General features: G+C 73.2%; 19 protein-coding genes. 5 read left to right on the forward strand and 14 right to left on the reverse strand.

Going from position 1 to position 25,116, the window contains the following annotated elements; genetic code table 11:
• Nucleotides 1-42 precede the first annotated feature (42 nt).
• From nudC to ACFFIA_RS10050, 3 genes are read right to left on the reverse strand one after another with little or no spacing between them, the layout of a single operon-like run.
• Nucleotides 43-999: an NAD(+) diphosphatase gene (nudC, locus tag ACFFIA_RS10040; protein ID WP_377248985.1), complete on the reverse strand. Its 957-nt coding sequence runs from the start codon at nt 997-999 to the stop codon at nt 43-45.
• Nucleotides 996-2,303, reverse strand: a complete 1,308-nt coding sequence (locus tag ACFFIA_RS10045; RefSeq protein ID WP_377248988.1) for a M16 family metallopeptidase — start codon at nt 2,301-2,303, stop codon at nt 996-998. The genes nudC and ACFFIA_RS10045 overlap by 4 nt, the downstream gene beginning before the upstream one ends.
• Entirely contained in the window at nt 2,300-3,607 is a 1,308-nt protein-coding gene (locus ACFFIA_RS10050) for a M16 family metallopeptidase (protein ID WP_377248991.1), read from the reverse strand. The genes ACFFIA_RS10045 and ACFFIA_RS10050 overlap by 4 nt, the downstream gene beginning before the upstream one ends.
• A gap of 66 nt (nt 3,608-3,673) precedes the next feature.
• On the opposite strand from ACFFIA_RS10050, the gene ACFFIA_RS10055 reads away from it, so the two are divergent.
• Nucleotides 3,674-4,498 carry an MOSC domain-containing protein gene (locus tag ACFFIA_RS10055; RefSeq protein ID WP_377248994.1) on the forward strand — a complete coding sequence of 275 codons (825 nt, stop codon included), beginning with the start codon at nt 3,674-3,676 and terminating at the stop codon, nt 4,496-4,498.
• A 19-nt stretch (nt 4,499-4,517) separates the two neighbouring features.
• Here ACFFIA_RS10055 and ACFFIA_RS10060 read toward each other — a convergent pair whose 3' ends face one another.
• The 4 genes from ACFFIA_RS10060 to ACFFIA_RS10075 all read right to left on the reverse strand — a co-directional run bounded on the left by ACFFIA_RS10060 (nt 4,518) and on the right by ACFFIA_RS10075 (nt 7,588).
• On the reverse strand, nt 4,518-5,369 hold the full coding sequence (locus ACFFIA_RS10060; RefSeq protein WP_377248997.1) for a hypothetical protein: 852 nt from the start codon (nt 5,367-5,369) through the stop codon (nt 4,518-4,520).
• Nucleotides 5,370-5,413: 44 nt separating this feature from the next.
• On the reverse strand, nt 5,414-5,617 hold the full coding sequence (locus ACFFIA_RS10065) for a hypothetical protein (RefSeq protein WP_377249000.1): 204 nt from the start codon (nt 5,615-5,617) through the stop codon (nt 5,414-5,416).
• A 94-nt stretch (nt 5,618-5,711) separates the two neighbouring features.
• The gene (locus ACFFIA_RS10070; RefSeq protein ID WP_377249003.1) at nt 5,712-7,004 is read right to left on the reverse strand and encodes an MFS transporter; all 1,293 of its coding nucleotides are present in this window, start codon (nt 7,002-7,004) and stop codon (nt 5,712-5,714) included.
• On the reverse strand, nt 7,001-7,588 hold the full coding sequence (locus ACFFIA_RS10075; RefSeq protein WP_377249006.1) for a helix-turn-helix domain-containing protein: 588 nt from the start codon (nt 7,586-7,588) through the stop codon (nt 7,001-7,003). Before ACFFIA_RS10075 ends, ACFFIA_RS10070 begins: the two co-directional genes overlap by 4 nt.
• Nucleotides 7,589-7,733: 145 nt before the next feature.
• Here ACFFIA_RS10075 and ACFFIA_RS10080 point away from each other — a divergent pair, with 145 nt between their 5' ends.
• Nucleotides 7,734-8,138, forward strand: a complete 405-nt coding sequence (locus ACFFIA_RS10080) for a pilus assembly protein CpaE (RefSeq protein ID WP_377249009.1) — start codon at nt 7,734-7,736, stop codon at nt 8,136-8,138.
• A gap of 215 nt (nt 8,139-8,353) precedes the next feature.
• On the opposite strand, the gene ACFFIA_RS10085 is transcribed toward ACFFIA_RS10080, so the two are convergent.
• The 5 genes from ACFFIA_RS10085 to ACFFIA_RS10105 form a co-directional block, all read right to left on the reverse strand.
• A complete protein-coding gene (locus tag ACFFIA_RS10085) occupies nt 8,354-9,655 on the reverse strand; it encodes a winged helix DNA-binding domain-containing protein (RefSeq protein WP_377249012.1) in 1,302 nt (433 codons plus the stop codon).
• The gene (locus ACFFIA_RS10090; protein ID WP_446686962.1) at nt 9,652-13,173 is read right to left on the reverse strand and encodes an ATP-dependent helicase; all 3,522 of its coding nucleotides are present in this window, start codon (nt 13,171-13,173) and stop codon (nt 9,652-9,654) included. The genes ACFFIA_RS10085 and ACFFIA_RS10090 overlap by 4 nt, the downstream gene beginning before the upstream one ends.
• A 127-nt stretch (nt 13,174-13,300) precedes the next feature.
• Nucleotides 13,301-16,696 (reverse strand): ATP-dependent helicase, encoded by a 3,396-nt coding sequence (locus ACFFIA_RS10095; protein WP_377249015.1) that lies wholly within the window; start codon nt 16,694-16,696, stop codon nt 13,301-13,303.
• Between the two features lie 48 nt (nt 16,697-16,744).
• Entirely contained in the window at nt 16,745-17,290 is a 546-nt protein-coding gene (locus tag ACFFIA_RS10100; RefSeq protein ID WP_377249018.1) for an LOG family protein, read from the reverse strand.
• A 1-nt stretch (nt 17,291) separates the two neighbouring features.
• Nucleotides 17,292-18,113, reverse strand: coding sequence for an LOG family protein (locus tag ACFFIA_RS10105; protein ID WP_377249021.1), 822 nt, complete (start codon nt 18,111-18,113; stop codon nt 17,292-17,294).
• Nucleotides 18,114-18,227: 114 nt separating this feature from the next.
• Here ACFFIA_RS10105 and ACFFIA_RS10110 point away from each other — a divergent pair, with 114 nt between their 5' ends.
• On the forward strand, nt 18,228-18,365 hold the full coding sequence (locus tag ACFFIA_RS10110; RefSeq protein WP_377249024.1) for a hypothetical protein: 138 nt from the start codon (nt 18,228-18,230) through the stop codon (nt 18,363-18,365).
• Between the two features lie 3 nt (nt 18,366-18,368).
• Here ACFFIA_RS10110 and dapE read toward each other — a convergent pair whose 3' ends face one another.
• Complete coding sequence (gene dapE, locus ACFFIA_RS10115; RefSeq protein ID WP_377249027.1) at nt 18,369-19,436, reverse strand: succinyl-diaminopimelate desuccinylase; 1,068 nt, start codon at nt 19,434-19,436, stop codon at nt 18,369-18,371.
• 23 nt (nt 19,437-19,459) lie between these two features.
• On the opposite strand from dapE, the gene dapD reads away from it, so the two are divergent.
• Nucleotides 19,460-20,389, forward strand: a complete 930-nt coding sequence (gene dapD, locus ACFFIA_RS10120) for a 2,3,4,5-tetrahydropyridine-2,6-dicarboxylate N-succinyltransferase (RefSeq protein ID WP_377249030.1) — start codon at nt 19,460-19,462, stop codon at nt 20,387-20,389.
• Nucleotides 20,390-20,433: 44 nt separating this feature from the next.
• On the opposite strand, the gene ACFFIA_RS10125 is transcribed toward dapD, so the two are convergent.
• On the reverse strand, nt 20,434-23,754 hold the full coding sequence (locus tag ACFFIA_RS10125) for a S8 family serine peptidase (RefSeq protein WP_377249033.1): 3,321 nt from the start codon (nt 23,752-23,754) through the stop codon (nt 20,434-20,436).
• 616 nt (nt 23,755-24,370) lie between these two features.
• On the opposite strand from ACFFIA_RS10125, the gene ACFFIA_RS10130 reads away from it, so the two are divergent.
• Nucleotides 24,371-25,045: an ANTAR domain-containing response regulator gene (locus tag ACFFIA_RS10130; RefSeq protein WP_377249036.1), complete on the forward strand. Its 675-nt coding sequence runs from the start codon at nt 24,371-24,373 to the stop codon at nt 25,043-25,045.
• Nucleotides 25,046-25,116: the final 71 nt, after the last annotated feature.

Genomic DNA, 25,116 nt, shown 5'->3' on the forward strand with positions numbered 1-25,116 from the left:
CGAGATGGCTTGGTGACGCCCAGCCGGTCCGCGGCTCTCCCGTCAGAGCGAGCCTGAGCCCGCCTCGCCGGGCGCGCCATCGGTCAACCAGCCATCGATCAGGTAGTGCGCGATCGACGAGGCCGGAGGCAGACCGACCCGCGCCCCGTCGCCGGCGTCGAGCACCTCCCCGGCGAGCACCGCGGCGATCTCCACACGGGTAAACCAGCGGGCGTGGGCGATCTCGGTCGGATCCACGGTCACCGGCTGGCTCGGGTCGGCGAGCGCGGTGAAGCCCAGCATCAGCGAGCCGGGAAACGGCCACGCCTGGCTGCCCTGGTACTGGATCGTGCGGACCTCGACGCCGACCTCCTCGACGACCTCCCGGATCACCGCGGCCTCGGCCGACTCGCCGGGCTCGACGTATCCGGCCAGGCAGGAGAAGCGCCGCAGATGACGGCCGGGCCCCCAGGCCGCGTTGTTGCCGAGCAGGCACCGGCCCTCCGGGCCGGGGACGCCGTCGTGCACCAGCACGATCATGGCCGGATCGGTGCGCGGCCACACCTGCGTGCCGCCCTCGTCGACCCGCGTCCAACCGCCCTCGTGCGCCGTCGTGGGCAGGCCCGTCGTCGAGGAGTACGGGTGACCGGCGTGCCATTGCGCCAGCGCCGCGGCCGCGGTGAACAGGCCGGCGTCCCGATCGCCCAGCAGGTGCCCCACGTCGCGCAGGCTGACCGCGCGGGCGCCGGGCTGCTCGGGCAGCGGCGCGTCGATCGCGAACACCGGCGTGCCATCCGGCTCGACCCCGAGGAACATCCGCTGCTCGGCGTCGACCTCCGGCGCCTCCTTCGCGTCCAGCAGCACCAACGCGCCCTTGTCGTCGAGGAGCGCCCGGCCGCCGGTGACCGTGTCGACCACGAGTACGCGAGCGCGTGCCCACGCCGCCGCCAGCCACTCGGCGTCGCGCCGGCGATGGGCCGCGCGGTCCAGAGTGGAGCGTGCCAGCGGCGGCAGGCTCACGCTCGCTCTACCGCCGTCAGCGCGCGCAGCGGCGCCTCGATCCGCTCGGCGTCACCGAGCACCACCGTGGCCGCCCGCGCGGGCGCCAGGTAGGTGGCACCGGCCGCCGCGACATCGTCGAGCGTCGCGCCGGCCAGCTTCGCGGCGTACTCCGGCAGGTGGTTGAGGCGCAGCCCGGAGCCCGCGTACGTGCTGGCCAGCGTCGCCAGCCCAGCCTGTGTGGACATGCCGAGCTGGAGCGTGCCGAGCGCGTACTGGCGGGCCTGCTCCAGCTCCTCCGCCTTCGGTGGGACGGAGGCGAGGCGCCCCAGCTCGTAGTAGGTCTCCAGCAGCGCCGGCCCGGTCACCTCGGTCGCCACCTCGGCCGCGGCCACGAAGCAGGAGCCCGCCTCGTTGTGCTCGATCACCGAGTGCGGCCCGTATGTGTACCCCTTGTCCTCGCGGATGTTTTCCACCCACCGAGACGAGAAGTAGCCGCCGAAGAGCAGGTTGGCGAGCTGGAGCGCGGCGTGGTCGGGGTGCGTACGGTCGACGGCCGGCAGCGCCACGCGCAGCGAGGACTGCACCGACCCGGGCCGGTCGACCAGCGTCAGCGGACCCGGCTCCAGCGGCGGCGTGGGCGGCAGCTCGACGTGCTTGCCCCCACCGTTCCAGGTGCCGAGGACCCGCTCGGCCGTGTCGAGTGCCCGCTCCGGCGTGATGTCGCCGACCAGCACGAGCGTGGCGCCGGCGGGGTGCAGCCGCTCGCCGTGCAGCGCCCGCAGCTGGGCCGGCCGGACCGCGCGCACCTGCCCCACCTCGGGCGTCTGCACCGCGTACGGATGCTTGCCGTACATCCGCTTGATCAGCGCGACCCGGGCGAGGTGCGAGGGCTGGCTCTGGGCGACCTGGATCCGGTCGGCCAGCCGCTCCCGCTCGGTGGCGACCTCGTCGCCGGGGTAGGCCGCGCCGCTCAGCACCTCGCCGAGCAGCTCCAGGATCCGCTCGAGGCCGGTGACCAGGCCGTTGCCAGAGACCATCAGCCGGTCCGGGTCGACGCCCGCGCTCAGCCCGCCGCCGACCTTCTGCAACTCGGCCGCGATCTCCACGGTGGACATGTCGGCGGTGCCGGAGAAGAGCGTCTGGGAAAGCAGCGCCACCCGGGCCAGGTGGGCGCGGGCGAACGGCACGCGCAGCCGCACCTCCACCAGCGGCACCGCCGGCCGGCGGATCGCGATCACGGTGAGCCCGTTGTGCAGCGTGCGCTCCGACTCCTTGGGCAGCTTCAGCTTCCGCGTGGGTCCGAGGTCGGGCAGCGCCTTCACTGGTTACCTCCCGCGACGACCTCGACCGTGGCCCGGCGCTGGGGCACCAGCGCCGCCGCGGCCTGCCGGATCTGCTCCTCGGTGACCTCGCCGACCAGGCGCGGCAGGTCGTTGAGCAGCTCGGGCGTGCCCCGCTGCTGCTCGAGTACGGCCATGCGCAGCGCCCGGCCGAGCGCCGCGTCGGTGTCGCGCAGCAGGTGCGTGCCCATCCGCGCCTGCGTGCGGGCCAGCTCGCCCTCGGCCAGCCCTTCGGTGGCCAGCCGATCCAGCTCCTCGTCGACCGTACGCAGCACCTTGTCGACGTCACCGCCCGGCGGCAGATGTGCCTGTAGCAGCAGCGCGGTGGGGTCACGCACCTCCCACGGCTCGCCCATGAAGCCCAGGTAGCCGCCGACCGTCGTGACCGTGCGGTCGCGCAGCACCAGCCGCTGGACCAGGCGGGACGCCTCGCCGTCGGTGAGCACCTCGGCCAGCACCACGTACGGCAGATAGGCGGTGTAGTCGTCGATCGGGTCGGGCACGCGCCAGGCGCTCGCCACGGCGGGGAGCGGGGCGAGCGGGTCGGTGTACGCCTCGCGCCGCTCGGCGGCCAGATCGGGCTCGGCGAAGCTCGGCCGCTCCGGCGCGGGGCGGGCCGGCACGTCGCCGAAGTGCCGCTCGATCATCGCCAGCGTCTCGGCGACGTCAAGGTCACCGGCGACCGTGAGGACCGCGTTGCCGCTGGCGTAGTAGCGCTTGAAGAACTCGGCGGCGTCGGCGACCGTGGCGCTCTCCAGGTCGTCGAAGGAGCCGTAGCCGTCGTGCGCGTTGGGGAACGTGTCGAACATGACCGGCGGGAGCTTCAGCCAGGGAAAGCCACCGTACGGCCGGTTGAGCACGTTGACCCGGATCTCCTCCTTGACCACGTCGACCTGGTTGCGGAGGTTTTCCTCGGTCAGCCGCGGTCCGCGCATGCGGTCGGCTTCGAGGAAGAGCGCCCGCTCCAGCGCGTTGGCCGGGAGGGTCTCGTAGTAGTCGGTGTAGTCCAGGTGGGTCGAGCCGTTGAACGTGCCCCCCGAGCCCTGGACGTGCCTGAAGTGCGCCAGCTTCTCCAGGTTTTTCGAGCCCTGGAACATGAGGTGCTCGAAGAGGTGGGCAAAGCCGGTGCGCCCCTCGGGCTCGGAGCGGATGCCCACGTCGTACACCACCGCGACACCGATCACCGGTGCGCTGCGATCGGGCGCCAGCACCACCCTCAGGCCGTTGTCGAGCGTGTGCCGCTCCACCGGGTACTTCGTCGCTGGGATTTTGGGTCTGCGCGCCACACGGCGACACTAGCGCGTCACCGGCCGGGGCGGTTGTGAAGCCTCGCAGCGTGAGACTGTTGGGCGGTGCGCGTTGTCGCGATAAGCCTCTATCCGGTGAAGTCCACACGCGGCCGGACGGTCGACCGGGCTCGGGTCGAGCCATGGGGACTGGCCGGCGACCGCCGGTGGGCCGTGGTCGCACCGGACGGCGAGCCGGTCACCGCCCGGCACTGCCGCGCCCTCTTTACCGTCACCGCCTCGGCCACGCCCGAGGGCGGCCTCCTGCTCACCGCGCCCGGCGCGCCCGATCTCGCGGTGCCGCCGCCCGAGCCGGCGCACACCGTACCCGTGAAGTTCTTGAACCTTGATCTTGCGGCGGCCGGCGGCGCGGCGGCGGACGAGTGGCTGACCACGACGCTCGGCCGCCCGCTGCGCCTCGTGTGGCTGGCCGACCCGACCGCACGCGCCGTGCCACCGGATGTCGGCGGGCAGCCCGGCGACGTCTACCAGCTCGGCGACACCGCCCCGGTCCACCTCGTCTCGCTCGGCTCGCTGCGCCGCCTCGACGACTGGATCGGGCAGAGCGCGGTCGAACGTGGTGAGGAGCCGCCCGAGCCGCTGGACGTGGGCCGCTTCCGGGCCAATGTGGTGCTGGACGGCGCGCCCGCGTTCGCGGAGGACGGTTGGAAAGGGCTGCGCATCGGGGCGGTCGACTTCCGGGTCGCCGGGCCATGCGGCCGGTGCGTGATGACCACGATCGACCCGGAGAGCCGCGAGGGCGGCAAGGAGCCGATCCGCACGCTCGCGCGGCACCGGCGGTGGGACGGCTGGGCCTGGTTCGGCATCCAGCTGGTCCCGCGGACGCTCGGCGAGATCGCGGTCGGCGACCCGGTGCGCGTGGTGTCGTAGAAGCCCCGACCGGCGCCGGTCAGGTGGTGCGCACCGACTTGAGGACGTCGTCGACCACGTGGTCGTACTGGCGGTGGGTCCCGGGGATCGACACGTACAGCACGGCGGCGGTCGGCTTGCCCACGTCGATCACCGCGATGCCGGCCAGCTCGTCTTTGGCCTGGAGGCCGGGGCGGCTGAAGTGCAGGCGGAAGACGGTGACCCAGGCCGGGCGCCCGCCGAGCGTCGTGCGCTCATCGCGGTGCAGGTCCATGGTCGTGGGCTGCGGATAGTACTCAGCGCGCGCATCGGCGGCGACCTGGCGGCCCACGCACTCAAGGTTGATCACCATGGCGTCGTTGTCGGCGGCCGGCACGGCGGCGGAGAGGATCGAGGCGTGGTAGGAGCCGCCGGAGTAGAGCTCGGTGACGAAGTGCTGCCCGGTCTTGTACGGCACTTCGAGCGTGCCGGCGCTCCACACGGTGCGCCACGGCTCCCAGGGCGCGCCGTACGCCGCGTACGAGATGCCGGCCTCCGCGTCGACAGTGCGCGGCCCGCTCGGCGGCGGGCCGGGGTCGACCGGCTGCGGCTCGGTGAGCCCGGTCGGCGCGGGGCAGGCGCGGGCCAACGGCGGGCGCACATCGGAGGGGCCGGCCGGCTTGTCGCCGAACGGGTCGGCGCCGCCCGACAGTGTGAATGCGAGCACCACGGCCAAGCCGATCACCAGCATGCCGCCGGCCGCACCGGCGAACCACAGCAGCCGGCGCCGCTCCCGCCCCGGGTCGGGCGGGGGCGCCAGCGGTGGCGGGGCGGTCGGTGGCGGTAGCACCGGCGTCCCCATCCTGGTCACCGTGCCCGCGCCCCACGGCCGCGGGTCAGTGTTGGCAGGCATGCCTTCCAGTGAACACCACCACGGCCCCATCGCGCGCCGTGGGCTCAGCCCGCGTCGACCGCCACTCCTCGGCTGCCCGGAGCGGGCCGCTGCGGAGAGTGCATCTCGACCACCGCGCCGCCCCCGGCGTCGGCGGGCGACGCATACCACGGAGCGAACGCCGCCAACACGGCGAGTAACAGGCCGACCAGGGCGAGCGCCAGCACGACGAGAAACTCGCGCAGCGCCCCCGCGCCCGCTTCGGTCATGATCACCCTCTCCCCCAATCCCTTATAGAACAGGATCGGGCAAGTGGCGTCTCGATACAGTCGCCCATCGGACGCAAAAAGGTGAACTCCCGGTTTAACGGAGCGTGCTCACTGTTTCCCGAGTGGACGCGACGGCCCGGGAGGCGCGCCCGGCACGCACAGTGACGATGACGGCACCGGCGAGTGCCAGCGCGGCGGCGAGCCAGCCGTACTCGTATCCGGCCGAGGCGGCCAGCCGCGAGATGGCGAGCGCGCCGACGAAGCCGCCCAACTGGAGCGCCAGCGAGGCGACCGAGAAGATCGTGGCCCGCTCCCGCTCGCTGACCCGCTCGTGCAGCGCCTCGTCGGCGAGGGGGCCGGAGGGTCCAGACAGGACGTACGCGCCCAGGTAGGCCACCGCGGCCAGCGCGAAGCCACCGATCCCGGCCGCGGTCAGCGCCAGCACCGCCAGCGCCACAGTAGACAGTGCGGTGCCGACGGCCGCCACCGAGAGCGGGGCCGACGGGCGGATGCGGCACAGTGCCGGCGCCGAGACCGCTCCCGCCGCGGTGCCGAGGAAGGCGCCGGCAGCCAGCAGCCCGTATGCCGCCGCGCCACGCTCGGCACCGCCCAGCAGCTCGGCGAACTGGAGCGGGGCCAGCGTCTCCAGCGTGTTGATGGCCAGCCCGAAGGCGGCGGTGCGGGCGACGAGCAGGCGGATGACCGGGTCACGCGCCGCTAGTCGTACCCCTTGGGTGATCTGGCTGGGGACGGACCGGACGGCGGCGCGGACGCCGACCGCGGCGGGCCGGCGGGTCTCTTTCATCAGGACGGCGTGGGCGACCAGACTCACGGTCGCGACGCCGGCGGCGGCCAGCGCGGGTACGGAGATCGGCGTGATCAGGCCGTCGTCGGGCAGACCACGGAAGAACTGCGGCAGCGCCCCGCCCACGATCGCCGCGCCACCGAGCCCCACGCACTCCACCGCCCAGCCCCACGAGATGCCGGTGCGCAGTGAGGCGGTGGGGTCGGCGGCGCGGACAGTGTCGACGTACCAGGCTTCGACCGGACCGGAGCCGAGCGCGCGCCCCACGCCGGACGTGACCGCGGCCACCGCGAAGTGCCACCAGACCTGGGCGAACGCGGCGATCAACGGGGTAGCGACGAGGAACACCAACGCGATCAACATCGTGAACCGCCGCCCGAGCTGGTCGGCGAGGCCGCCGGTGGGCAGCTCCAGCACGACGACGATGCCGGAGTAGAGCGCCATGAGCAGGCCGATGGTGGGGAGGTCGAGCCCGCGGACGGCGTAGAGGAGCACCTGCACCGGGATGACCAGCCCGGTGGCGGACCACCGCAGCCCGGTGAGCAGCAGGAAGCGGCGCCGCGCCTGGGCGGCCGTGATCACAACGGGACCTCCTCGAACGGCAGCAGCTGCTGGTAGATCGTCACGTGGCGAACCGGCTCGCCCGGCTCGGCGGGAGGCGGATCGGTGCGGTAGCGGTCGACGACCGCCATGAGGTCGCGGTCGAGCTTGGCGAGCTGCGACGGGGTGAGGCGCAGCAGGTTGTCGAAGAGGCCACCGGTGGAGGCCCACTGCGGGTCGTAGCGATCCTCACGCTCGGACCACCGCTGGAAGTGCTCGATCGCCCGCAGCATCTGGCGCCGCTCCAGCGCGTCGCTGACCTGCCGCCACTCCGGGTCGTGCGACCGCTCGGCCCGGTGCCACGCCGTGATCATGTGCGTGGCCCGCCACCGCTTGTCTCGCCGGTTGGGCTGCTCGGGATCCTCCTCCACAAAGCCGAAGCGGGCGAGCTGGCGCAGGTGGTAGCTGGTCGATCCGCTCGACTCGTCGAGCCGCCGCCCCAGCTCCGAGGCGGTGGCCGGCCCCTCGTAACGCAGGATGCCGAGGATCCGCGACCGGATCGGATGCGCCACCGCGCGCAGCGACTCGGTGTTTCGGACGTTCGCCTCGTAGTACGGCTCCACCATGCCCCCACCGTACGGCCGCAAAGAGTTTTTTGCAAAATTGTCTTTGCGATCGTGGCGGGCGCTCTGCCCTCCGGTGCGACGATGGGCGCGTCCGGCGCCCTTGGCTGTGACGGGGCCGCGGCGGCGCCGGTGGCACGATGGAACGGTGATTTCGCTCGATCTCGCGGTCCGCCTGCGCGAAGCCGGGCTGACCTGGAAGCCTGCGGCCGGCGACCGGTTCGCGATCCCGGACCGCGACCTGGACGACGACGTGTTCGTGCTCAGCAACATGACCATCGAGGTGCACGAACTGCCCGAGGGCCAGGTCATCGGCTTCAACGGCACCACCGAGTGGGCGCTCGACGACGTCGAGAAGGACGAGGCGATCTGGCTCCCCCGCGAAGACCAGCTACGCGAGCTGCTCGGCGGTACGTTCCGGCGGCTGGAGCGAGATGGGGCCGGCTACCGGGCGACGATCGAGGTACTGGGCGCGACCCACGAGTTCACGGCACTGGAGCCGGCCGAGGCGTACGGCGCGGCGCTCCTCCATCTGATCGAGACCGCCAGGTAGGGCCTGTTTCGCCGCGACGGCTACGGGCCAGGTCGTGGGGACGCGGAGGGCGAGGCCGCGGGAGCGGCGGCCTGGACCACGACGGGCATCGCGGTAGCCCAGATCTATCTCTTGGCGCGAGACGCCCGACCCTCACCACAAGATCAATTGTCAGGGGGTCGTCTTAGAATTAGAACATGAGTACGAACGGGGATCACGAATGGAACCGGCTGGCTTCACGCGACCAGCTCTCGCTCGAGCGGCGTGCGAAATCGAGGCGTCACCCGCACGCTGCCGATCCACTCGGTGAGGCGGCCCGCGCTCGCCTCCACCGCGACGGCCACATCGCGACCGACGTCTTCGAGCAGCCGGCAGACGACCTCGCCGCTCGCCCGCTGCGCCCAGCCCCCGATGATCCGGCCGTCCCACCACACGGTCGGGCCGACGTTGCCGGAGCGGTCGAAGAGGGCGGGTCCGTGCTCACCGAGATACCAGGAGCGCTCCTGCCACCCCATCGGCGTGGGGTCGAGCGCGGGGAGCAGCGACAGAGCCGGCTCGGGCACGGCCGCGGGCTCGGCGTCGTCGGGCAGCACCAGCCCGGTGGCGCCGCCCAGGTCGACCTCGACCGGCTTGATCGCGGCGAGAGCCTGCTTGACCTGGCCGGCGGTCCAGCCGGTCCACCACTTGATGTCGGCGGCCGTCCCCGGTCCGTAGGCGGCGAGCCACCGCCGCACCAGCACGGCGCGCGCCTCCTCGGCCGGCACCTGCGGCATGCCGCCGGGCAGCCACGCCTCGACCGGCGACCACCGATACTGGCTGCTGATCCAGGAGCCGCGCGGGCGACCGCGCACGATCCGGCCATCCGCGGCGAGGAGAAAGAGGACCCAGGTCGTGATGTTGGTCTTGCCCTCGTAGGGTTTGCCCGCCGCCATCACCACCTGCGTGCGCAGCCGCGGCTCGTCGGCCGAGAGCTCCGCGCCGGTCGCCTCCCCACGGGCGACGAGCGCACGCAACGTGGCCTCCTCGACCTCCTTCAGCCAGGGGCCGTCACCGACCCCGGCATCCGTGATGATCTGCGTGTATCGCCGCCGCTGCACCACCGCGATCGCGTCGGTCGTCGACGCCTGGATGATCGGTGCCAGCTCGACCGGCACGACAAACATCGTGCGTCGCATGCCGAGCATCCGCACCAGCGACCGCTCTTCGTAGAGCGCGTGCTCGATCTCCGCCACGCTCGACGCCGCCGGGTCGGCGGGCGTCCGCTTCGCTCCGCCTTGGGCACTGGCACCGTCAGCGCGCGGCGCGGCCTCCTGCCGGCCTGGCGTTGCCTGGCGGGGCGCGGCGGCCTGGCTATCGGGCGTTGCCAGGCGCGGGGCGGTGCGCGCGTGCAGGGAGAGGAATACCGAAGCGGGGTCGGTCGAGTGCAGCGCCACCACACCGCGGGCCGCCTCGGTCGGGTCTGCGGCGACCGCGCCGGGCGCCAGGTGGTGCCGCTGGGCGAGCCGGGCCCGCCGCTCCGCGACCTCGATCTTCCTCATCGCGCGTCTCCCAGCGGCACCGAGGTGAGCAGCGCGGCCAGCCCGGCCGCGTCGAGCAGGTCGGCGGGACGCACGGTCACGCCCTCGCGCACGTAGTGGAAGGCGGCCCGCACGTGCTCGACCGGCACGCCGGCCAGGTCGGCCCAGGCGAGGCGATACGCGGCCAGCTGCACCGCCGCCGCCTGGGCCTCCACACCGGACGGTTGGCGGCCGGTCTTCCAGTCGACCACGTCGTAGCGCCCGCCCGGGTCGGCGAAGACCGCGTCCATCCGCCCGCGTACGACAACGCCGGCGATCACCGTGGCGAAGGGCACCTCCACCTCCACCGGCGTGCGGTCGGCCCACTCACTCGTCAGGAAGCGCCCCTGCAACTCGGCCAGCGCCTCGTCCGGCGCCGCGTCTTCGTCGGCGGCACCGGGCAGCTCGTCGACGTCGAGCAGGCGGCCCGCGCCAAACCGCTGCTCCAGCCAGAGGTGAAAGGCCGTGCCCCGGCGGGAGTACGGGTCGGGGCGCGACGGCATCGGGCGGCGCAACTGCCGGGCCAGCCCCTGCGGGTCGCGGCGGAGCGTGACGAGCTGCGACACCGACAGGTGGCCGGGGAGGGCGATCTGCGTGGGCTCGTCGCGGCGGGCCAGCCGGTCGCGTTCGGCGAGGAGCATGTCGACCTCGTATGCCCAGCCGGCCGCCTGCGGGTCGAGGTCGTCGCTTTCCTCCGCGCGCGCTTGGCCGGGCTCGACGGATGCATCGGGCAGAGCGGAGCCAGCGGACTGAGCGGACGCGGCCGCCTGAGCGGACGCGGCGGCCTGAGCGGCGGCGCCGGCATCGGGCGAGCCGAAAGCCGCGGAGCCAGGAGCCGCGTCAGTGGCGGCACCGGCCCCAGGCGAGCCGGAGGCCGCCGGCACAGCCGGAGCGGAAGGCACGGCTGGAGCGGAAGGCGCGGCTGGAGCGCCGTCCACCTGCGCGGCCATCATCTGGCGCACCAGCGCGGCCGCCCTGGTCATCTCCGGGCGACGAGGGCCGAGCGGGTCGGCGGGCCACTCCGCCGTCGCCACCACCTCGGAGGTCGGGTTGGTGGTGTCGGGCGTCGGCTCAGGCTCCCAGGCCACCACCGCGCCGCTGCCCGCCAGGCACTGGTCGCGGATCTCGGTGAGAAACACCGACGGCCCGCGCGGCTTCTTCACGCCCTCGCCCCACCAGTAGCCCGAGCAGAGCAGCAGCCGGCGCGGGCGGGTCACCGCCACGTAGGCCAGGCGTCGCTCCTCGCGCTCGTCGTGCGCCGCCCACTCCTCGTTGAACGCCTCCACCGCCGCGGCCACCTCGCGCTGGTCGGCCGCATCCGCCAAGGCGAGCCGGGGCAGCCCACCGGCGTCGCCGCGCAGTGGGAAGGGGAGCACGCCCAGCCCCTTGAGGTAGTGGTCGGAGGCGCGCACCGGCCCCGGCCACACGCCCCTGGTCAGGCCGGCGACCGCCACCACGTCCCACTCCAGGCCCTTGGCCGCGTGGGCGGTGAGGATCTGCACGGCGCCCTCGACCACGTCGACCTCGCCCGGCGACAGCCCGCGCTCCTCGTCTTCGGCCGCCGCCAGAAACGCCAGGAAGCCGCCGAGCGTGCCGCCGTCGGTGTCACGCACGAAGCGGGCCGCCACGTCGCCCAGCGCGTCGAGGTGGCCCCGCGCCAGCCCGGCGTCGGCGCCCGCGCGCACGGACACCTCCACGTCGAGCCCGGTGGTCCGCTCCACATCGGAGATCAGGTCGGGCAGCGGCTGGTCGAGGCGGTGGCGGAGGAGGGCCAGTTCCCGGCCGTACGCACGGAGCCGCGCGTAGCCCTCCGCGGAGTACGCCTGCGCGGGCCCCGGATCGGCGAGCGCCTCGACCAGGCTCGACTCGTCGAGGCGGTCGGGCACGATCTCCGGCTCCTCGGGCACCGGTGCCAGGCCGCGTCGGGCGGCGGCGATGGCGCGCGAGCGGCGATACAGGGCGACGAGATCGCGCGGCCCGATCCGCCAGCGCGCGCCGGTGAGCAGCCGCAGCAGCGAGGCGCCGTCGGTGGGGTCGGCGAGTACCCGCAGCGTGCACACCACGTCGCGCACCTCGGCGGTGTCGAGCAGCCCGCCGAGGCCCACCACCTCGACCGGCACGCCGCGCGCCCGCAGTGCCGCCTCGATCGCCGGGATCTGGCTGCGCAGCCGCACGAGTACGGCGCTGGTGGGCCGCTGCTCGACCGGGATCTGCTCGGGCAGCGCCTCGGGCTGGCCGGCGGCGGCCCGCCATGCCTTGACCATGCTCTCGGCGATCCACTCCGCCTCGCCGGCAAACGACTCCAACAGTGCACAGTGGACGGCCGCGCCCCCGATCCGGGCGTCGACGCGGGCCGCGGCGGTCAGCTCGGCCACCTTGGCGCCGGCCGCGCGCAGCGGGGTGGAGAGCGCGTTGGCCACGCCCAGCACCTCGGGCCGGTTGCGCCAGCTCGTGGTGAGCGACCGCTCCGCCCCGCCAAACTCGGTCGCGAAGCGCTCCAGCGTGCCCGCGCTCGCCCCGCGCCAGCCGTAGATGGACTGGCACGGGTCGCCGACCGCGGCCACCGGATGCCCCTGCCCGCTGAGCTTGTCTTGCCCGCCTCCGGCAAAGAGTGAACGCAGCAGCACCACCTGGGCGTGGCTCGTGTCCTGGTATTCGTCGAGCAGCACCACCTTGTAGCGCTCCCGCTCGATGATGCCGACCTCGGGGTAGTCGCGGGCGACGATTGCCGCGCGCGCCATCTGGTCGCCGAAGTCCATCGCCTCGAAGGCTTCCTTGCGCTGCTCGTACGCCCGCACGAGCGGCAGCAGCTTGAGTCGCACCTGCTGGCGGGCGAGTGCGTCACGCACCGCCGCGGCCACCTTGCCTGGCCGCGACTGCACGTCGGCGAAGAAGCGCCCGGTCCAGGCGGCCAGATCGTCGGTGGAGACCAGGTGCTCGGCCAGCTCGCCGGCGAGCTGGAGCACCGCGTCGGTCACAGTGGACGGTGCGAACGGCACGTCGGACATGTCGCCCTTGTAGTTACGCACCAGCAGGTCGACGATCTGCCACCGGGACGCCTCGGTGAGCAACCGGGCCGACGGCTCGTATCCGGCGCGCAGGCCGTGTTCGACCACGATCCGGGCGGCGTACGAGTGGTAGGTGGCGACGGTCGGCTCGCCGGCCAGCAGCTCCTCGCGGCCGAGGCGGCGCACGAGCTGGCCGAGCCGCGTGCGTACGCGGTGGGCCAGCTCGCCGGCCGCCTTGCGGGTGAACGTGAGGCCGAGCACCTGCTCCGGGCTCGCGTATCCGTTGGCGACGAGCCACAGCACGCGGGCGGCCATCGTCTCGGTCTTGCCGGACCCGGCGCCCGCCACGACGAGGAGCGGCTCGACCGGCGCCGAGATGATCGCGGCCTGCTCCGGTGTCGGCGGGTGCAGGTGGAGCATCGTCGCCAGCTCATGCGGCGTGTATCGCGGACCGGCCGCGGCCTGCTGCGTAACCGGAAACAACTCGATCAAGGCGTCACCGCCGAAACCAGGCCGATCAAGGCGTCACCGCCGGAAGCAGAGCCGACAAAGGCGTCACCGCCGGAAGCAGAGCCGACAAAGGCGCCGACCCCAGCACGACCACGGGTAGAGAGCGGGATCACGGCTCCACCACCTGCCGTCCCTTGCCGGAGATCGGGCAGCTCGTGCGGACGGGGCACACGCGGCACCGCGAGTTGGCCACGGCGTGGAAGGTCGAGGCGGCCATGGTGTCGGCGGTGCGCCGCACGAGCGCGCCGGCCCAGCCCGACTCCTCGCCCTCGCCGAGCGCGGCCTGGCTCTGCTCCTTGGCCTCCTTGGTGCTCGTGCCAAGCTGCACGAGCGCGGCGCCGCCGGCCTCGTCGCCGTGCTCCGCGAACGCCCCCGCCTCCACCGCCGCCTGGTAAGCCGCGAGCTGCGGATGCTCGGCCAGTTCGGCCTCGGTGACCGTCGCGCTCTTGCCGGTCTTGAGGTCGATCACGACGAGCCGCCCGGACCCGTCTACCTCAAGCCGGTCGACCCGCCCGGTGAGGTCGATCGGGCGGAGCGGGTCGGCCAGCCGCACCGCGAACTCCTGCTCGATCGCGAGCAGCCGCCGCGGATTGGTCGCCAGCCACCGCAGCAGCTTGTCGACCATCGTCTCGGCGCGCGACCGCTCGGCACCGGCCAGCCACTGCGCGGCCAGCTCGATCGCGTCGAACCGGCCCGTTATGTACTCCACCAGCTGCTCACGGTCGACGGCCGCGTCTTCGGCGAGCATGGCCGCCGCGTGCACGAGATTGCCCACGCCCTGCGCGGGGCTGGGCGGGGCGCCGCCGCCGTGCCGCTCCAGCAGCCACCGCAGGCTGCACCGCAGCGCACTCTCCATAGTGGACGGCGTGACCTTCACCGGCTCGCCCTCGTCGACCAGCGGGCGGTCGTCGGATAGCTCGCGCAGCCCCCACCAGTCGTGTGGATGGGCACCGGGCACACCGGCGAGGGCCAGGCGGGCGAGCTGGGCCGCGGCGGCACGCTTGCGCGGCTCCGGCGCGGCCGGATCGGTGACGGCGGTGCGCAGCTCGGCCACCAGCGCGGGCAGCGTGAGCGCCCGGGGCAGCCGCCCGACCGGCACCTCGACCGGCCCCGGGGCGGCGGCCTCCACATCGGACTCTTCGGCGGGCGGCAGCAGCTCGGCGAGGAAGCGGCTCGGCTGCTCCTCGTGATCGCTGCCGCCGACCGCCGCCGACGCCACCGCGGTCACCAGCAGCCGCCGCCGGGCGCGCGTGGCCGCGACGTAGAAGAGCCGCCGCTCCTCGTCGAGCAGCGCCGAGGTCTGCCCGACCAGCGAGGCCGCGACGCCGGCTCCCTCGGCCCGCCCGGCGAGCACGTCGACCAGCCGCTCGGAGCCGAGCAGGCTGCCGCGCAGGCGCAGGTCGGGCCAGATCCCCTCCTGAACGCCGGCGACGACCACGACATCCCACTCCAGGCCCTTGGCCGCGTGTGCGGTGAGCAGCCGCACCGCCTGCCCCCGGTCGGCGCTCGGCGCGATCGTGTCGGCCGGAAGCTGCTGCCCGAAAACGTGGTCGAGGAAGACCTCGGTGCGGGCGCCGGGCAGCCGATCGACGAAGCGGGCCGCGGTGTCGAAGAGCGCCACGATCGCGTCGAGGTCGCGGTCGGCCGCCACGCCCCGCCACTGGAGGCCGCGCTCCTCGCCCGGGTCGCCGACCGGGCCGGAGCGGGCGGTCAGCCCGTACCACCGCTCGGCCATGCCACTCGCCCGCCACACCGACCACAGCACGTCTTCGACGGTGGCGCCCGGTGCGCCGGCCGCCTCCCGCGCGGTCGCCAGCAGGCCCGCGATGCTCTTGGCCGGCGCGGCCCACCGCCGCTCGATCGCGACCAGCTCGGCGGGCTCGCGCAGCGCGTCGACCAGCAGCTCGCCCGAGGGGCGGGGATCGTCGGCGGCCAGTGCGAGCGCCCGTAGCCCCTGCCGCAGCCGCCGCTCGCCCAGCGGGTCGATGCCGCCGAGGGGCGAGTGGAGCAGCGCGACCGCTGCCTCCTCCTCGAGCCGCTCGGGCTCCAGCGCACACCGCAGGAGCAGCAGGAACGGCGCCACCGCCGGCTGGAGGTGCAGCGGCAGATCCTCCGCCTGGGTCACGGTCGGGATGCCGGCCGCGTGCAGCGCCCGCTGGAGGGGCGCGAGCTGGAGGTGCGTGGAGCGGACGAGCACCGCCATGCGCGACCACGGCACGCCGTCGAGCAGGTGGGCTTGGCGCAGCCTGTGTGCCACGTATCCGGACTCGCTCGTGCCCGACCGGAAGCTCCGGACCTCGACGGTGGCGGTGATGTCGGTGGCCGCCGGCGTCTGCCGCCGATGCCCCGCCGGCCCGCGCAGCCGCCGCGCGAGGCGCCCGGTCGCCGCCAGCAGCTCGCCGCCGGTGCGGTAGTTGCTGTGCAGCGTGACGGTCGGCGCGACGGCCCCGGACACGGTGCGGAACCGGTGCGTGAACGTGGTCACGCCGGTCGGGTCGGCGCCCCGGAAGGCGAACGTCGACGAGTCGGGATCGGCGAACGCCACCAGCGGCTTGCCCCCACCGGCCACCAGCGAGAGCAGGTCGAGCTGGGCCGGGTCGGTGTCGGCGAGCTCGTCGACGTAGACGTAGGCCAACCGGTGACGCTCCGCCTCGAGCAGCGCGGGGTCGTCGGCGAGCAGCCCGGCGGCGGCCCGGATCAGCTCGGCCGGGTCGAAGCCGACCGAGCCTCGCGTGGTGGCGTCGCGGAGGGCGAGCACCGCGATGTACTCCCGGAGGAAGCGCGCGGCGGCCGGCCAGTCGGGGCGGCCCAGCCGCTCGCCCAGCTCGGCGAGCTGTGCCGGGCCGACGCCCCGCTCGGCGGCCCGCTGGAGCAGGTCGCGCAACTGCTGGGCGAACGCCCGCGTGGGCAGCGCCGGCCGCAGCGCGGGCGGCCACTTCTCCTCGGCCTCTTCGAGCAGCTCGCGGATGACCAGATCCTGCTCCGGACCGGTGAGCAGCCGGGGCGAGGGCTCGCCGCGCTCGGCGGCGGACCGGCGGAGCAGGCCGAACGCGTAGGCGTGGAACGTGCGCACCAGCGGCTCGTGCACGACCCGACCGTCGCGGCGCGCCCCGCCCGCGTGCGCCCCGGCGACCGGCACCTCGACCCGACCGTCGCGGCGCGCCCCGCCCGCGCGTGCCCCGGCGACCGGTGCCTCGACCCGCCCGTCACCGCTCGCCTCGCCCGCGCGTGGCCCGGCGATCCGCGCCTCGATCCGCTCGCGGAGCGCGGTGGCCGAGCGGCGCCCGAACGTCAGCACCAGGATCCGCTCCGGGTCGGTGCCCTCGTCGACCCGCGCGGCGACCGCCTCGACCAGCGTGCCGGTCTTGCCCGTGCCGGGGCCCCCGAGCACCAGCAACGGCCCGTCGGTGTGCCCCACGACATGCCCCTGCAACGGGTCTTCGAGCCGCTCCGGCACGGCCTCGGCCGGCCGGCGGACCAACCGGTACGCCTGCACGAGGCTCATCGAACCACGCCGGTACGACAACGCCCCACCCGCCACAGCAGGTGGCGCCTATCCCAGCCGCGCCTCGATCTCGTCGAGCGCCGCCGGCACCGTGTCCGCGACGATCAGCAGGTCGAGTGCGTCGACCCGGGCGAACGAGGTCAGCGCCAAGCCGCGCAGCCACTCCACGAGCCCGGTGTAGAAGCCGTCGCAGTTGACCAGCGCGATCGGCTTGCGGTGCATCCCGAGCATCGCGGTCGTCCACACCTCGAAAAGCTCGTCGAGCGTGCCGAGTCCGCCCGGAAGGGTGAGGAACGCGTCCGACTTTTCGATCATCAGTGCCTTGCGGCTGAGCATGCCGTCGGTGACCACCAACTCGTCCGCCGCGGTGTCCGCGATCTCGCGGTCGACCAGCGACTGCGGGATCACGCCCAGCGTGTACGCGCCGCCGGCCCGGGCGCCGTCGGCCACCGAGCCCATCATGCCGACGCAGCCACCGCCGGAGACCAGCGTGTGGTCACGCCGGGCGATCTCCCGGCCGGTCTCGTCGGCGAGGTCGAGCCACCGCTTCTCCAGCTTGCGGGACGAGGCGCAGAAGACACAGATCGCCGCCACGTCAGCCCTCCGCCGCGCTCGCCTCGGCCTGTGCGGCCGCGGCCTCCTTCAACGCCTCCTGCTCGGCCGCGAGCGCGGCGTCGGCGTCGATGATGTGCTGCACGGCCACGTCGACGTCGTCGGTCACGCACATCAGGTCGAGGTCGGCCGGTCCGATCTTGCTCTCCGCCGCCATGGTGCCGCGCAGCCACTCCAGCAGGCCCTCCCAGTACGTCGACCCCATCAGCACCACGGGGAAGCGGGTCACCTTGCCGGTCTGCACCAGCGTCAGCGCCTCGAACAGCTCGTCCATCGTGCCGAACCCACCGGGCAGCACCACGAACGCCTGCGCGTACTTCACGAACATCGTCTTGCGGGCGAAGAAGTAACGGAAGTCGATCCCCATGTCGACCCACTCGTTGATGCCCTGCTCGAACGGAAGCTCGATGCCGAGCCCCACCGAGAGCCCGCCGGCCTCGTTGGCGCCCCGGTTGGCCGCCTCCATCACGCCCGGTCCCCCACCGGTGATCACCGCGTATCCGGCGCGGGCCAGCGCCCCGCCCAGCCGCTGGGCCATCTCGCACTCGGGGCTGTCCGGCTTGCTCCGCGCCGAGCCGAACACGCTGACGGCGGGCGGGAGGTCGGCGAGCGTGTCGAAGCCCTCGACGAACTCGGACAGGATCCGCAGCGCCCGCCACGCGTCCTTCGTCTTCCACTCGCCGCGCTGGCGGGAGTCCAGAAGCCGCTCATCCGCCGTACTCCGTGGAATTGCCTCACGACGCAGCGTGACCGCCCCCCGATGACGCTCCGGGCCGGGAATGCGGCCGCGGTTTATGTGGTTCATGGGATCAACCGTAGTGGTCCGAGACTCGTACTAAGTGATGCAACCAAACCCGCGTCGCGGGCGTCATAGCTATCACATACTGGGTAGCCACGGAACGGGGAGGGGACGACCGTGATGACCCGCAATGAGCTGATCCGGCTGCGCCGGCAGATGCAGCGCCGGATCCAGGATGTCGTGGCTGAGCGCCGCTCGGCGGCCAACCAGCGCGCCGCCGCCACGTCCGATACGGATTCGCCGGTCAACGCCGCCTAGGGCCTAGCTCAGCCACCGGTGCAGCGTCGCCGCGCCGTCGCGGATCTTACCGATCTCGACGTGCTCGTCGGGCGCGTGCGCCAGGTTGGGATCGCCGGGGCCGAAGTTGAGCGCTGGGATGCCCAGTGCGGCGAAGCGTGCCACATCCGTCCAGCCGAGCTTCGCCACCGGCGCCTCGCCGACGGCCGCCAGAAACTCCCGCGCGGGGGGCGCGGTGAGCCCGGGTAGCGCGCCGCTGGACGAGTCGACCACCTCCACCTCGAAGCCGGCGAAGACCTCCCGCACGTGCGCGTGCGCCTCGGCCTCACTCCGGTCCGGCGCGAAGCGGTAGTTGACCTCGACCTCGCACAGGTCGGGCACCACGTTGCCGGCGACGCCGCCGCGGATGCGTACGGCGTTGAGCCCTTCCCGGTATGTGCATCCGTCGATCGGCACGGTCCGCGGCTCGTACGCCTCAAGCCGCCGCAGCACCTCGCCGGCCGCGTGGATCGCGTTGACGCCCCGCCACGAGCGCGCCGAGTGCGCCCGCCGCCCGGTGGCCCGGACGACCGCCCGCATCGTGCCCTGGCAGCCCGCCTCGACCACGCCGTACGTCGGCTCGAGCAGCACCGCGAAGTCGGCCGCCAGCCACTCCGGATGCGCGCCGGCGATCAGGTTGAGCCCGTTGTACTGGGAGTCGACCTCTTCCGCCTCGTAGAAGAAGTACGTCACGTCGAACCGCGGCTCGGGCACGCTCACCGCCAGGTGCAGCGCGAACGCCACGCCCGCCTTCATGTCCGAGGTGCCGCAGCCGTAGATGAGGTCGCCCTGGATCGTGGCGGGGAAGTTGTCGTTGATCGGCACGGTGTCGAGGTGCCCGGCGAGCACGACCCGCTGCGATCGACCGAGGTCGGTGCGGGCCATCACCGTGTTGCCGTGCCGCCACACGGAGAGGTGGGGCGCGGCGCGCAACACCTCCTCCACGCAGTCGGCGATCTCCTTCTCCTGGAGAGAGACGGACTCGATGTCGACCAGCGCGCGGGTGAGCGCGACCGGGTCGGCCATGACGTCGGGGGTGAGCGGGTTCGCCATGTCAGGCACGGTACCTTTTCGTCATGCAAAGCTTGCCGGCCTGGGGCCTCGGACTTGCCACCGTCACGACCGATGACCAGGTGCTCGACGCCTGGTACCCGGCGGACAAGCTGGGTCTGGGCGTCGCACCGGCCGACGAGACGCCGGTCACTGTCGTGGGCGACCGGTCGCTCCCGCTGCTGCGCACCGTGCCGGTCCGCACCGAGATCGGCTCGCTGGAAGACCCGCCGAAGGACACCGCCGACGCGTACCTCCGGCTCCATCTGCTCTCCCACCGGCAGGTGCGGCCCAACGACATCAACCTGGACGGCATCTTCGGCGTGCTGCCCAACGTGGCGTGGACCTCGGCCGGCCCCTGCCCGCCCGACTGGGTCGACGAGCTGCGGCTGATCGAGCGCTCCGCCGGCCGCCACCTGACCATCTACGGGCTCGACAAGTTTCCCCGCATGATCGACTACGTGGTGCCCGCCGGCGTGCGGATCGCCGACGCCGACCGCGTGCGCCTCGGCGCCCACCTGGCCTCCGGCACGACCGTCATGCACGAGGGCTTCGTCAACTTCAACGCCGGCACGCTCGGTGCCTCGATGGTGGAGGGCCGGATCAGCGCGGGCGTCGTCGTCGGCGACGGCTCCGACGTGGGCGGCGGCGCCTCCATCATGGGTACGCTCTCCGGCGGCGGCAAGGAGCGCATCCGCATCGGCGAGCGCTGCCTCATCGGGGCCAACGCGGGCGTCGGCATCTCGCTCGGCGACGACTGCGTCGTGGAGGCCGGCTGCTACGTGACCGCCGGCTCCAAGGTGACGCTCCACACGGGCGAGATCGTCAAGGCGGTTGCGCTCTCCGGCCAGCCCGGCCTGCTCTTCCTCCGCAACTCGGTCACCGGCGCGCTGGAGGCCCGCCCGCGCAAGGGCACCGGCGTCGAACTCAACGCCGCCTTGCACGTCAACGACTGAGGCCCCGGCGGGGTGGGCCGCCGTGGCGGCCCACCCCTCGGATCTCATCGCAGGCGGTACGCGCGCACAACCGTCTGCGTCACCGTGTTGCCGCCCGAGTCGGTCGAGGCGGCGCGCAGCGACACAAACCCGGCCGCGCCCGGATGCCGTACCGAGGCGACCCAGCCGTCACCACCGCGCCGCAGCGATGCCCGTTGCCAGCTCTTCCCGTCGTCGTACGACACGTCGACGGTCAGCGAGGTGACCTTGCCGTCCGGCGCCCCCGGCTGCCGCTGCACAGTGACCGGTATCTCGTACCGCCGGCCGGCGGGAGCGGCGTTGTCGGCGTCCAGCCGTGGCGCGAAGCGCACCACCGACAGCGGCAGCTTGGCCACGACGTCCTCGCCCGGCACGTGCCCGGACCGGAACGTCCACACGCCGCGCACCTCGGTCGTCAGGTCCCCGACGCTCCGCGTGTCCGCGACCTCCAGCCGGTAGCCGGCCTTCCTGGGCGGCACCTCGAAGACGCCGCACGCCGAGCAGTCGGTCTCGCCGACAAGCTCGCCGTTGCGGTACAGCGCGGTGCGGGACGTGTCGGTCCACGAGTAGCCGACGTGGCCGGCACGGTCGCCGTAAAGCGACACGTCGACGATGATCAGGTCACCGGTGCGGCTGACCCCCGACTCGGGCAGCGGCAGCACCGGGCCGAAGGGGCCGGTGTGCCACGTGTCGGTGTACTGCTTGCCCGGCCGGTACTGCACCGGCGCCTGGAAGAAGTACTCCTGCGGCTCCGGGAAGCCCTCCGGATCCTCGCTCGGCTTGCTGATCCACAGCTCCGGCGACCAGCGCACGCCCTTGGTGTACAGGTACTCCACACGCTTGCCGGGAAGTTCGGTGGGGATGGCCCGGGCCGACGAGCCCGTGTTCGGCGCCAGCACCGGGAAGAGCAGGCGCTCGCCGAACAGCCCGTCCGCCGCCGTGCCGAAGTCCTGCCGCACCGTCGCCAGCTCGCCCTTGCGCACGTGCTTGGTGTATCCGGTCGGCAGCCGCCCGCTGAAGCCCTCCGCGATGGCGTAGAAGTACGGCGAGTCGCGGAAGTCTCCCTCCCCGTTGCCCTTTGCCCACTGGCTGGCGACGTACGAGGTGAAGGCCTCGCCGGCCGGCGGCCCGATGTGCGCGGTGGTGAGCCCCTCGAACGTGTCGGCGATGACCCCCACGCCGTAGCCGGCCTCCGGCGTCTCGTGCGAGAACGTGACGTCGATCAGCGCGGGCGTGGCCGAGGGCTCCGGCACCGTCGTGGACACCGGCTCGCCGTCACGGGCGTCGAGCGTCACCGCGACATCCGCCGTCACCTCGAACACCGGCCGGACCTGGAACGATACGTCCGAGGACTCCTCGGTGCGCGGTGTGCGGAGGTAGGCGGAGAGGTTGTAGCTCCCCCTCGGCACGCGGACGGTCGCCGTGCCGCCCGGGTCGTACAGGTCGTACGTGCGGAACTTGTCGAGGCCGAGCAGCAGTCCTGAACCGTCCACCGACGGCTGGCCGTTGGCGTCGACCAGGGACACCGTCACGTTGTAGCTCTCCACCTCCTTGTGCACGCCGACCGGCGTGCGCACCTCGGTGGTGCCACCGGTGGCGACCAGGTGTCCGGAGTAAAGGCCGTCGGGCCCCGCGACGCGCGTGTCGGCGGTGACGGTCACCTGCGCCTGGCCGCCGGCCGGCACGGTGAGCGAGGTCGCGCTCGGCGTGAACAGCCCGGCCGGCGCCGGCTCGCCATCCGGCCCGAGGGCGGAGACGGCCAGGTCGAGCGTCACGTCGGCGGTGCCGCCGTTGTGGTAGGTGATCGTCTTGTCGACCGGCTCGTCGTCATCGTGCGGCCAGAACGGCCGTCCATAGGAGACCCCGACCGGGTCGGTGGTCACCGCCTGCGTGATGGCGCGGCCCACGTCGACGCGGCCAGCGCCCTGCTGGTACGCCGTGAGCGACGGGTTGGGCCTGGCCGAGGCCACGAGTGTCGACTTGAGACGGCCAGCCGACCAGTCGGGATGCCGCTGGGCCACGAGCGCGGCCGCGCCGGCGACGTGTGGCGTGGCCATCGAGGTGCCGGACGCGCTCGTGTAGTGCTCGTCGACCGGGTCGCCCATCGCGGTGCCGGCGGCCCGAGCGGCGACGATGTCGACGCCGGGCGCGGTGATGTCGGGCTTCAGGCCCTCGTCGCCGAGGCGCGGGCCGCGGCTGGAGAAGTCGGCCAGTTCGCCGGACTTGTCGACCGCGCCCACCGTGAGGGCCGCCTCCGCGCTGCCCGGCGACTCGACCGTGCCGTCGGAGGAGCCGCTGTTGCCGGCCGCGATCACGAAGAGCGTGCCGTGCTCGGCGGTGAGCGTGTTGACCGCCTCTTCCAGCGGGTCGATCTCCGGCGTGTCGAAGCCGCCGATGCTCATGTTGACGACCTTGGCGCCCTTTTCCTCGGCTGCCCACTCCATGCCGGCCAGCAGCGCGGACTCGGTGCAGAAGTTGCTCTCGCAGACCTTGCCGGAGATCAGCTCGGCGTCCGGCGCGACGCCCTTGTACTTCCCGCCGGAGGCCGCACCGCTGCCCGCGATCGTGGCGGCGACGTGCGTGCCGTGGCCGATCGTGTCACCGCCTTCTGGCGCCTCGCTGAAGTTGCGCGCCTCGGACACCTTGCCGGCCAGGTCGGGGTGTGCCGTGTCGACGCCGGTGTCCAGCACCGCGACGGTCACGCCCCGGCCCGTGTAGCCGGCCTCCCACGCGGCCGGCGCGCCGATCTGCGGCACGCTCGTGTCGAGCGAGATCTCACGCTTGCCGTCGAGCCAGATCTTGTCGAAGCCGCCTCTCGCCACCGTCGACCACAGCCGTGGCGCGCTGTCCTTGCGGGCGGCCACCGCGGCACCGTCCACAACCGACAGCGGCCAGGTGACCGCGGCGCCCGCGGCCGACAGCGTGCCGGCGGCGGAGCGGGCGTTGGCCGCGCCGTATCGCACCAGCAGCGGCAGCGTGTCGCGCACCCCGTCGTGGTAGCCGGCGCGGATCAGCCCGCGCACGTCGAAGAGGCGCCGGTCGAGCTTGCCGGAGCGGATGAGCGGCTCGGCGTCGCTCGGGATCACGTAGAGCGAGTCGCGGTCGCGGCGCACCGCGAACCGAACCCCCTCGCGGTCTTCGCCGGGCTGGACCGCGACGGCGCCGGCCACAGCCGACGCGAGCGTGATGCGGTCGCCGGTCAGCAGCGTCACGGTGACGCCCTTGGCCGATCGAGCGGCCAGGCCGGCCGAGTCGGCACCTCGCGGCGCCGCCCAGCCAGCCTGCGCACCACCGAGAACGAGCCCGGTGGCGAGTGCCGTGGCGAGGAATCTTCTTCGGAGTTGCAACGCAACCTCCTTAATAGACGTCTATATAGACGTCTAGCCCCGTTTCGATTGAAGCCATGGTTGCATACCGGGTATGTATTGCGCAGCCCCGCAATCGCAGCGACCGAATCGCGGCACCGCGCTGACGCGAATGGCCGATCGTGCTTGGTTTTGGGGCTTCTGGCTGGTGCGGACACTGATCGAGATGGTGGCGGCGGTGCTGGTCCGGGCCGCTGTCGTGATGGCGACTCGTCAGGCGATGGTGGCCGCGCAGGCCAGGCCGGACACTGTGGTCATCCGAGTGTGTCGGTGCGGTCTCGCATGGCGAGTGAGACCCGGTGCCGGGCACTACAAGGGATCTCGGCGGTGGAGATCGCGCACCCGCTGAGCGCGAGCACCGCTGCCGTGCGGGCGGGCCTACGTCAGGCCCTGCCGCGGCTGCGCCAACGCCTTGCGCCCATGATGGACGGATCGGGGTCGCCGGAGGGAGGTGCGTCATGAGCGAGCGCGACGCGTTCGGCGCCTCGTGCGCGCCCCACAGCGAAGCGAGGACAGCCATGAGCGAGCGAAGCGAGCCACTCCTCAGGCTCAGCGCGGATGGAGCCTCATGGCCGCCCGCGACACAGCGAGGACGGCCATGAGGGACGACGAGGGGGGCCGGCTCGACCCCGCACTGGACGCCGTGCCACCCCGCACCAACGCGCGTGCCGCCGAGCCGCGCCGCCGCGTGGTCATCGCCGAAGACGAGGCGATCATCCGGCTGGATCTGGCGGAGATGCTGCTGGAAGAGGGCTACGAGGTCATCGGCCAGGCCGGCGACGGGCGCACCGCGATCGAGCTCACCGAGGAGCTGCGGCCCGATCTGGTGATCGTCGACATCAAGATGCCCATCATGGACGGTATCGCCGTGGCCGAGCGGGTCGCCGGGTCCCGCCTCGCCCCCGTGATCATCCTGACCGGCTTCAGCCAGCGTGACCTGGTCGAGCGGGCACGGGAGGCGGGTGCGATGGCCTACCTCCTGAAGCCGTTCCAGAAGGACGAGCTGGGCCCGGCCATCGCCGTCGCGCTCTCCCGCTTCACCGAGCTGAACGCGCTGGAGGCCGAGGCGTCGACGCTCGCCGAGCGGCTGCTCACCCATACCGTGGTGGAGCGGGCGAAGGCCAAGCTGATCACGGAGCGCGGGATGGCCGAGCCGGACGCCTTCACCTGGCTCCAGGAGGCGGCGGCCACACACGAGCTGACCCTCCGCGAGATCGCCGAGCGGATCGTCGCCGAGACGACCGGCGACACCGGGTCGGCGGAGCCGGGCTGAGGGGCGGGCCGCCATTTCGAGGAGGCACGGCCGGGGCGGGGTCGTGTGGACGCGGAGGGCGAGACAGCGGG

Source organism: Phytohabitans kaempferiae (genome assembly GCF_042433955.1).
Taxonomy (GTDB): domain Bacteria; phylum Actinomycetota; class Actinomycetes; order Mycobacteriales; family Micromonosporaceae; genus Phytohabitans; species Phytohabitans kaempferiae.

Coding starts and splice junctions, on each gene's coding strand:
- dapD (WP_377249030.1), top strand. CDS start 19,460: ATGCAAAGCTTGCCGGCCTGGGGCCTCGGACTTGCCACCGTCACGACC.
- ACFFIA_RS10095 (WP_377249015.1), bottom strand. CDS start 16,696: ATGAGCCTCGTGCAGGCGTACCGGTTGGTCCGCCGGCCGGCCGAGGCC.
- ACFFIA_RS10065 (WP_377249000.1), bottom strand. CDS start 5,617: ATGACCGAAGCGGGCGCGGGGGCGCTGCGCGAGTTTCTCGTCGTGCTG.
- ACFFIA_RS10110 (WP_377249024.1), top strand. CDS start 18,228: ATGACCCGCAATGAGCTGATCCGGCTGCGCCGGCAGATGCAGCGCCGG.
- ACFFIA_RS10130 (WP_377249036.1), top strand. CDS start 24,371: ATGAGGGACGACGAGGGGGGCCGGCTCGACCCCGCACTGGACGCCGTG.
- ACFFIA_RS10105 (WP_377249021.1), bottom strand. CDS start 18,113: ATGAACCACATAAACCGCGGCCGCATTCCCGGCCCGGAGCGTCATCGG.
- ACFFIA_RS10085 (WP_377249012.1), bottom strand. CDS start 9,655: ATGAGGAAGATCGAGGTCGCGGAGCGGCGGGCCCGGCTCGCCCAGCGG.
- ACFFIA_RS10075 (WP_377249006.1), bottom strand. CDS start 7,588: ATGGTGGAGCCGTACTACGAGGCGAACGTCCGAAACACCGAGTCGCTG.
- dapE (WP_377249027.1), bottom strand. CDS start 19,436: ATGGCGAACCCGCTCACCCCCGACGTCATGGCCGACCCGGTCGCGCTC.
- ACFFIA_RS10060 (WP_377248997.1), bottom strand. CDS start 5,369: ATGCCTGCCAACACTGACCCGCGGCCGTGGGGCGCGGGCACGGTGACC.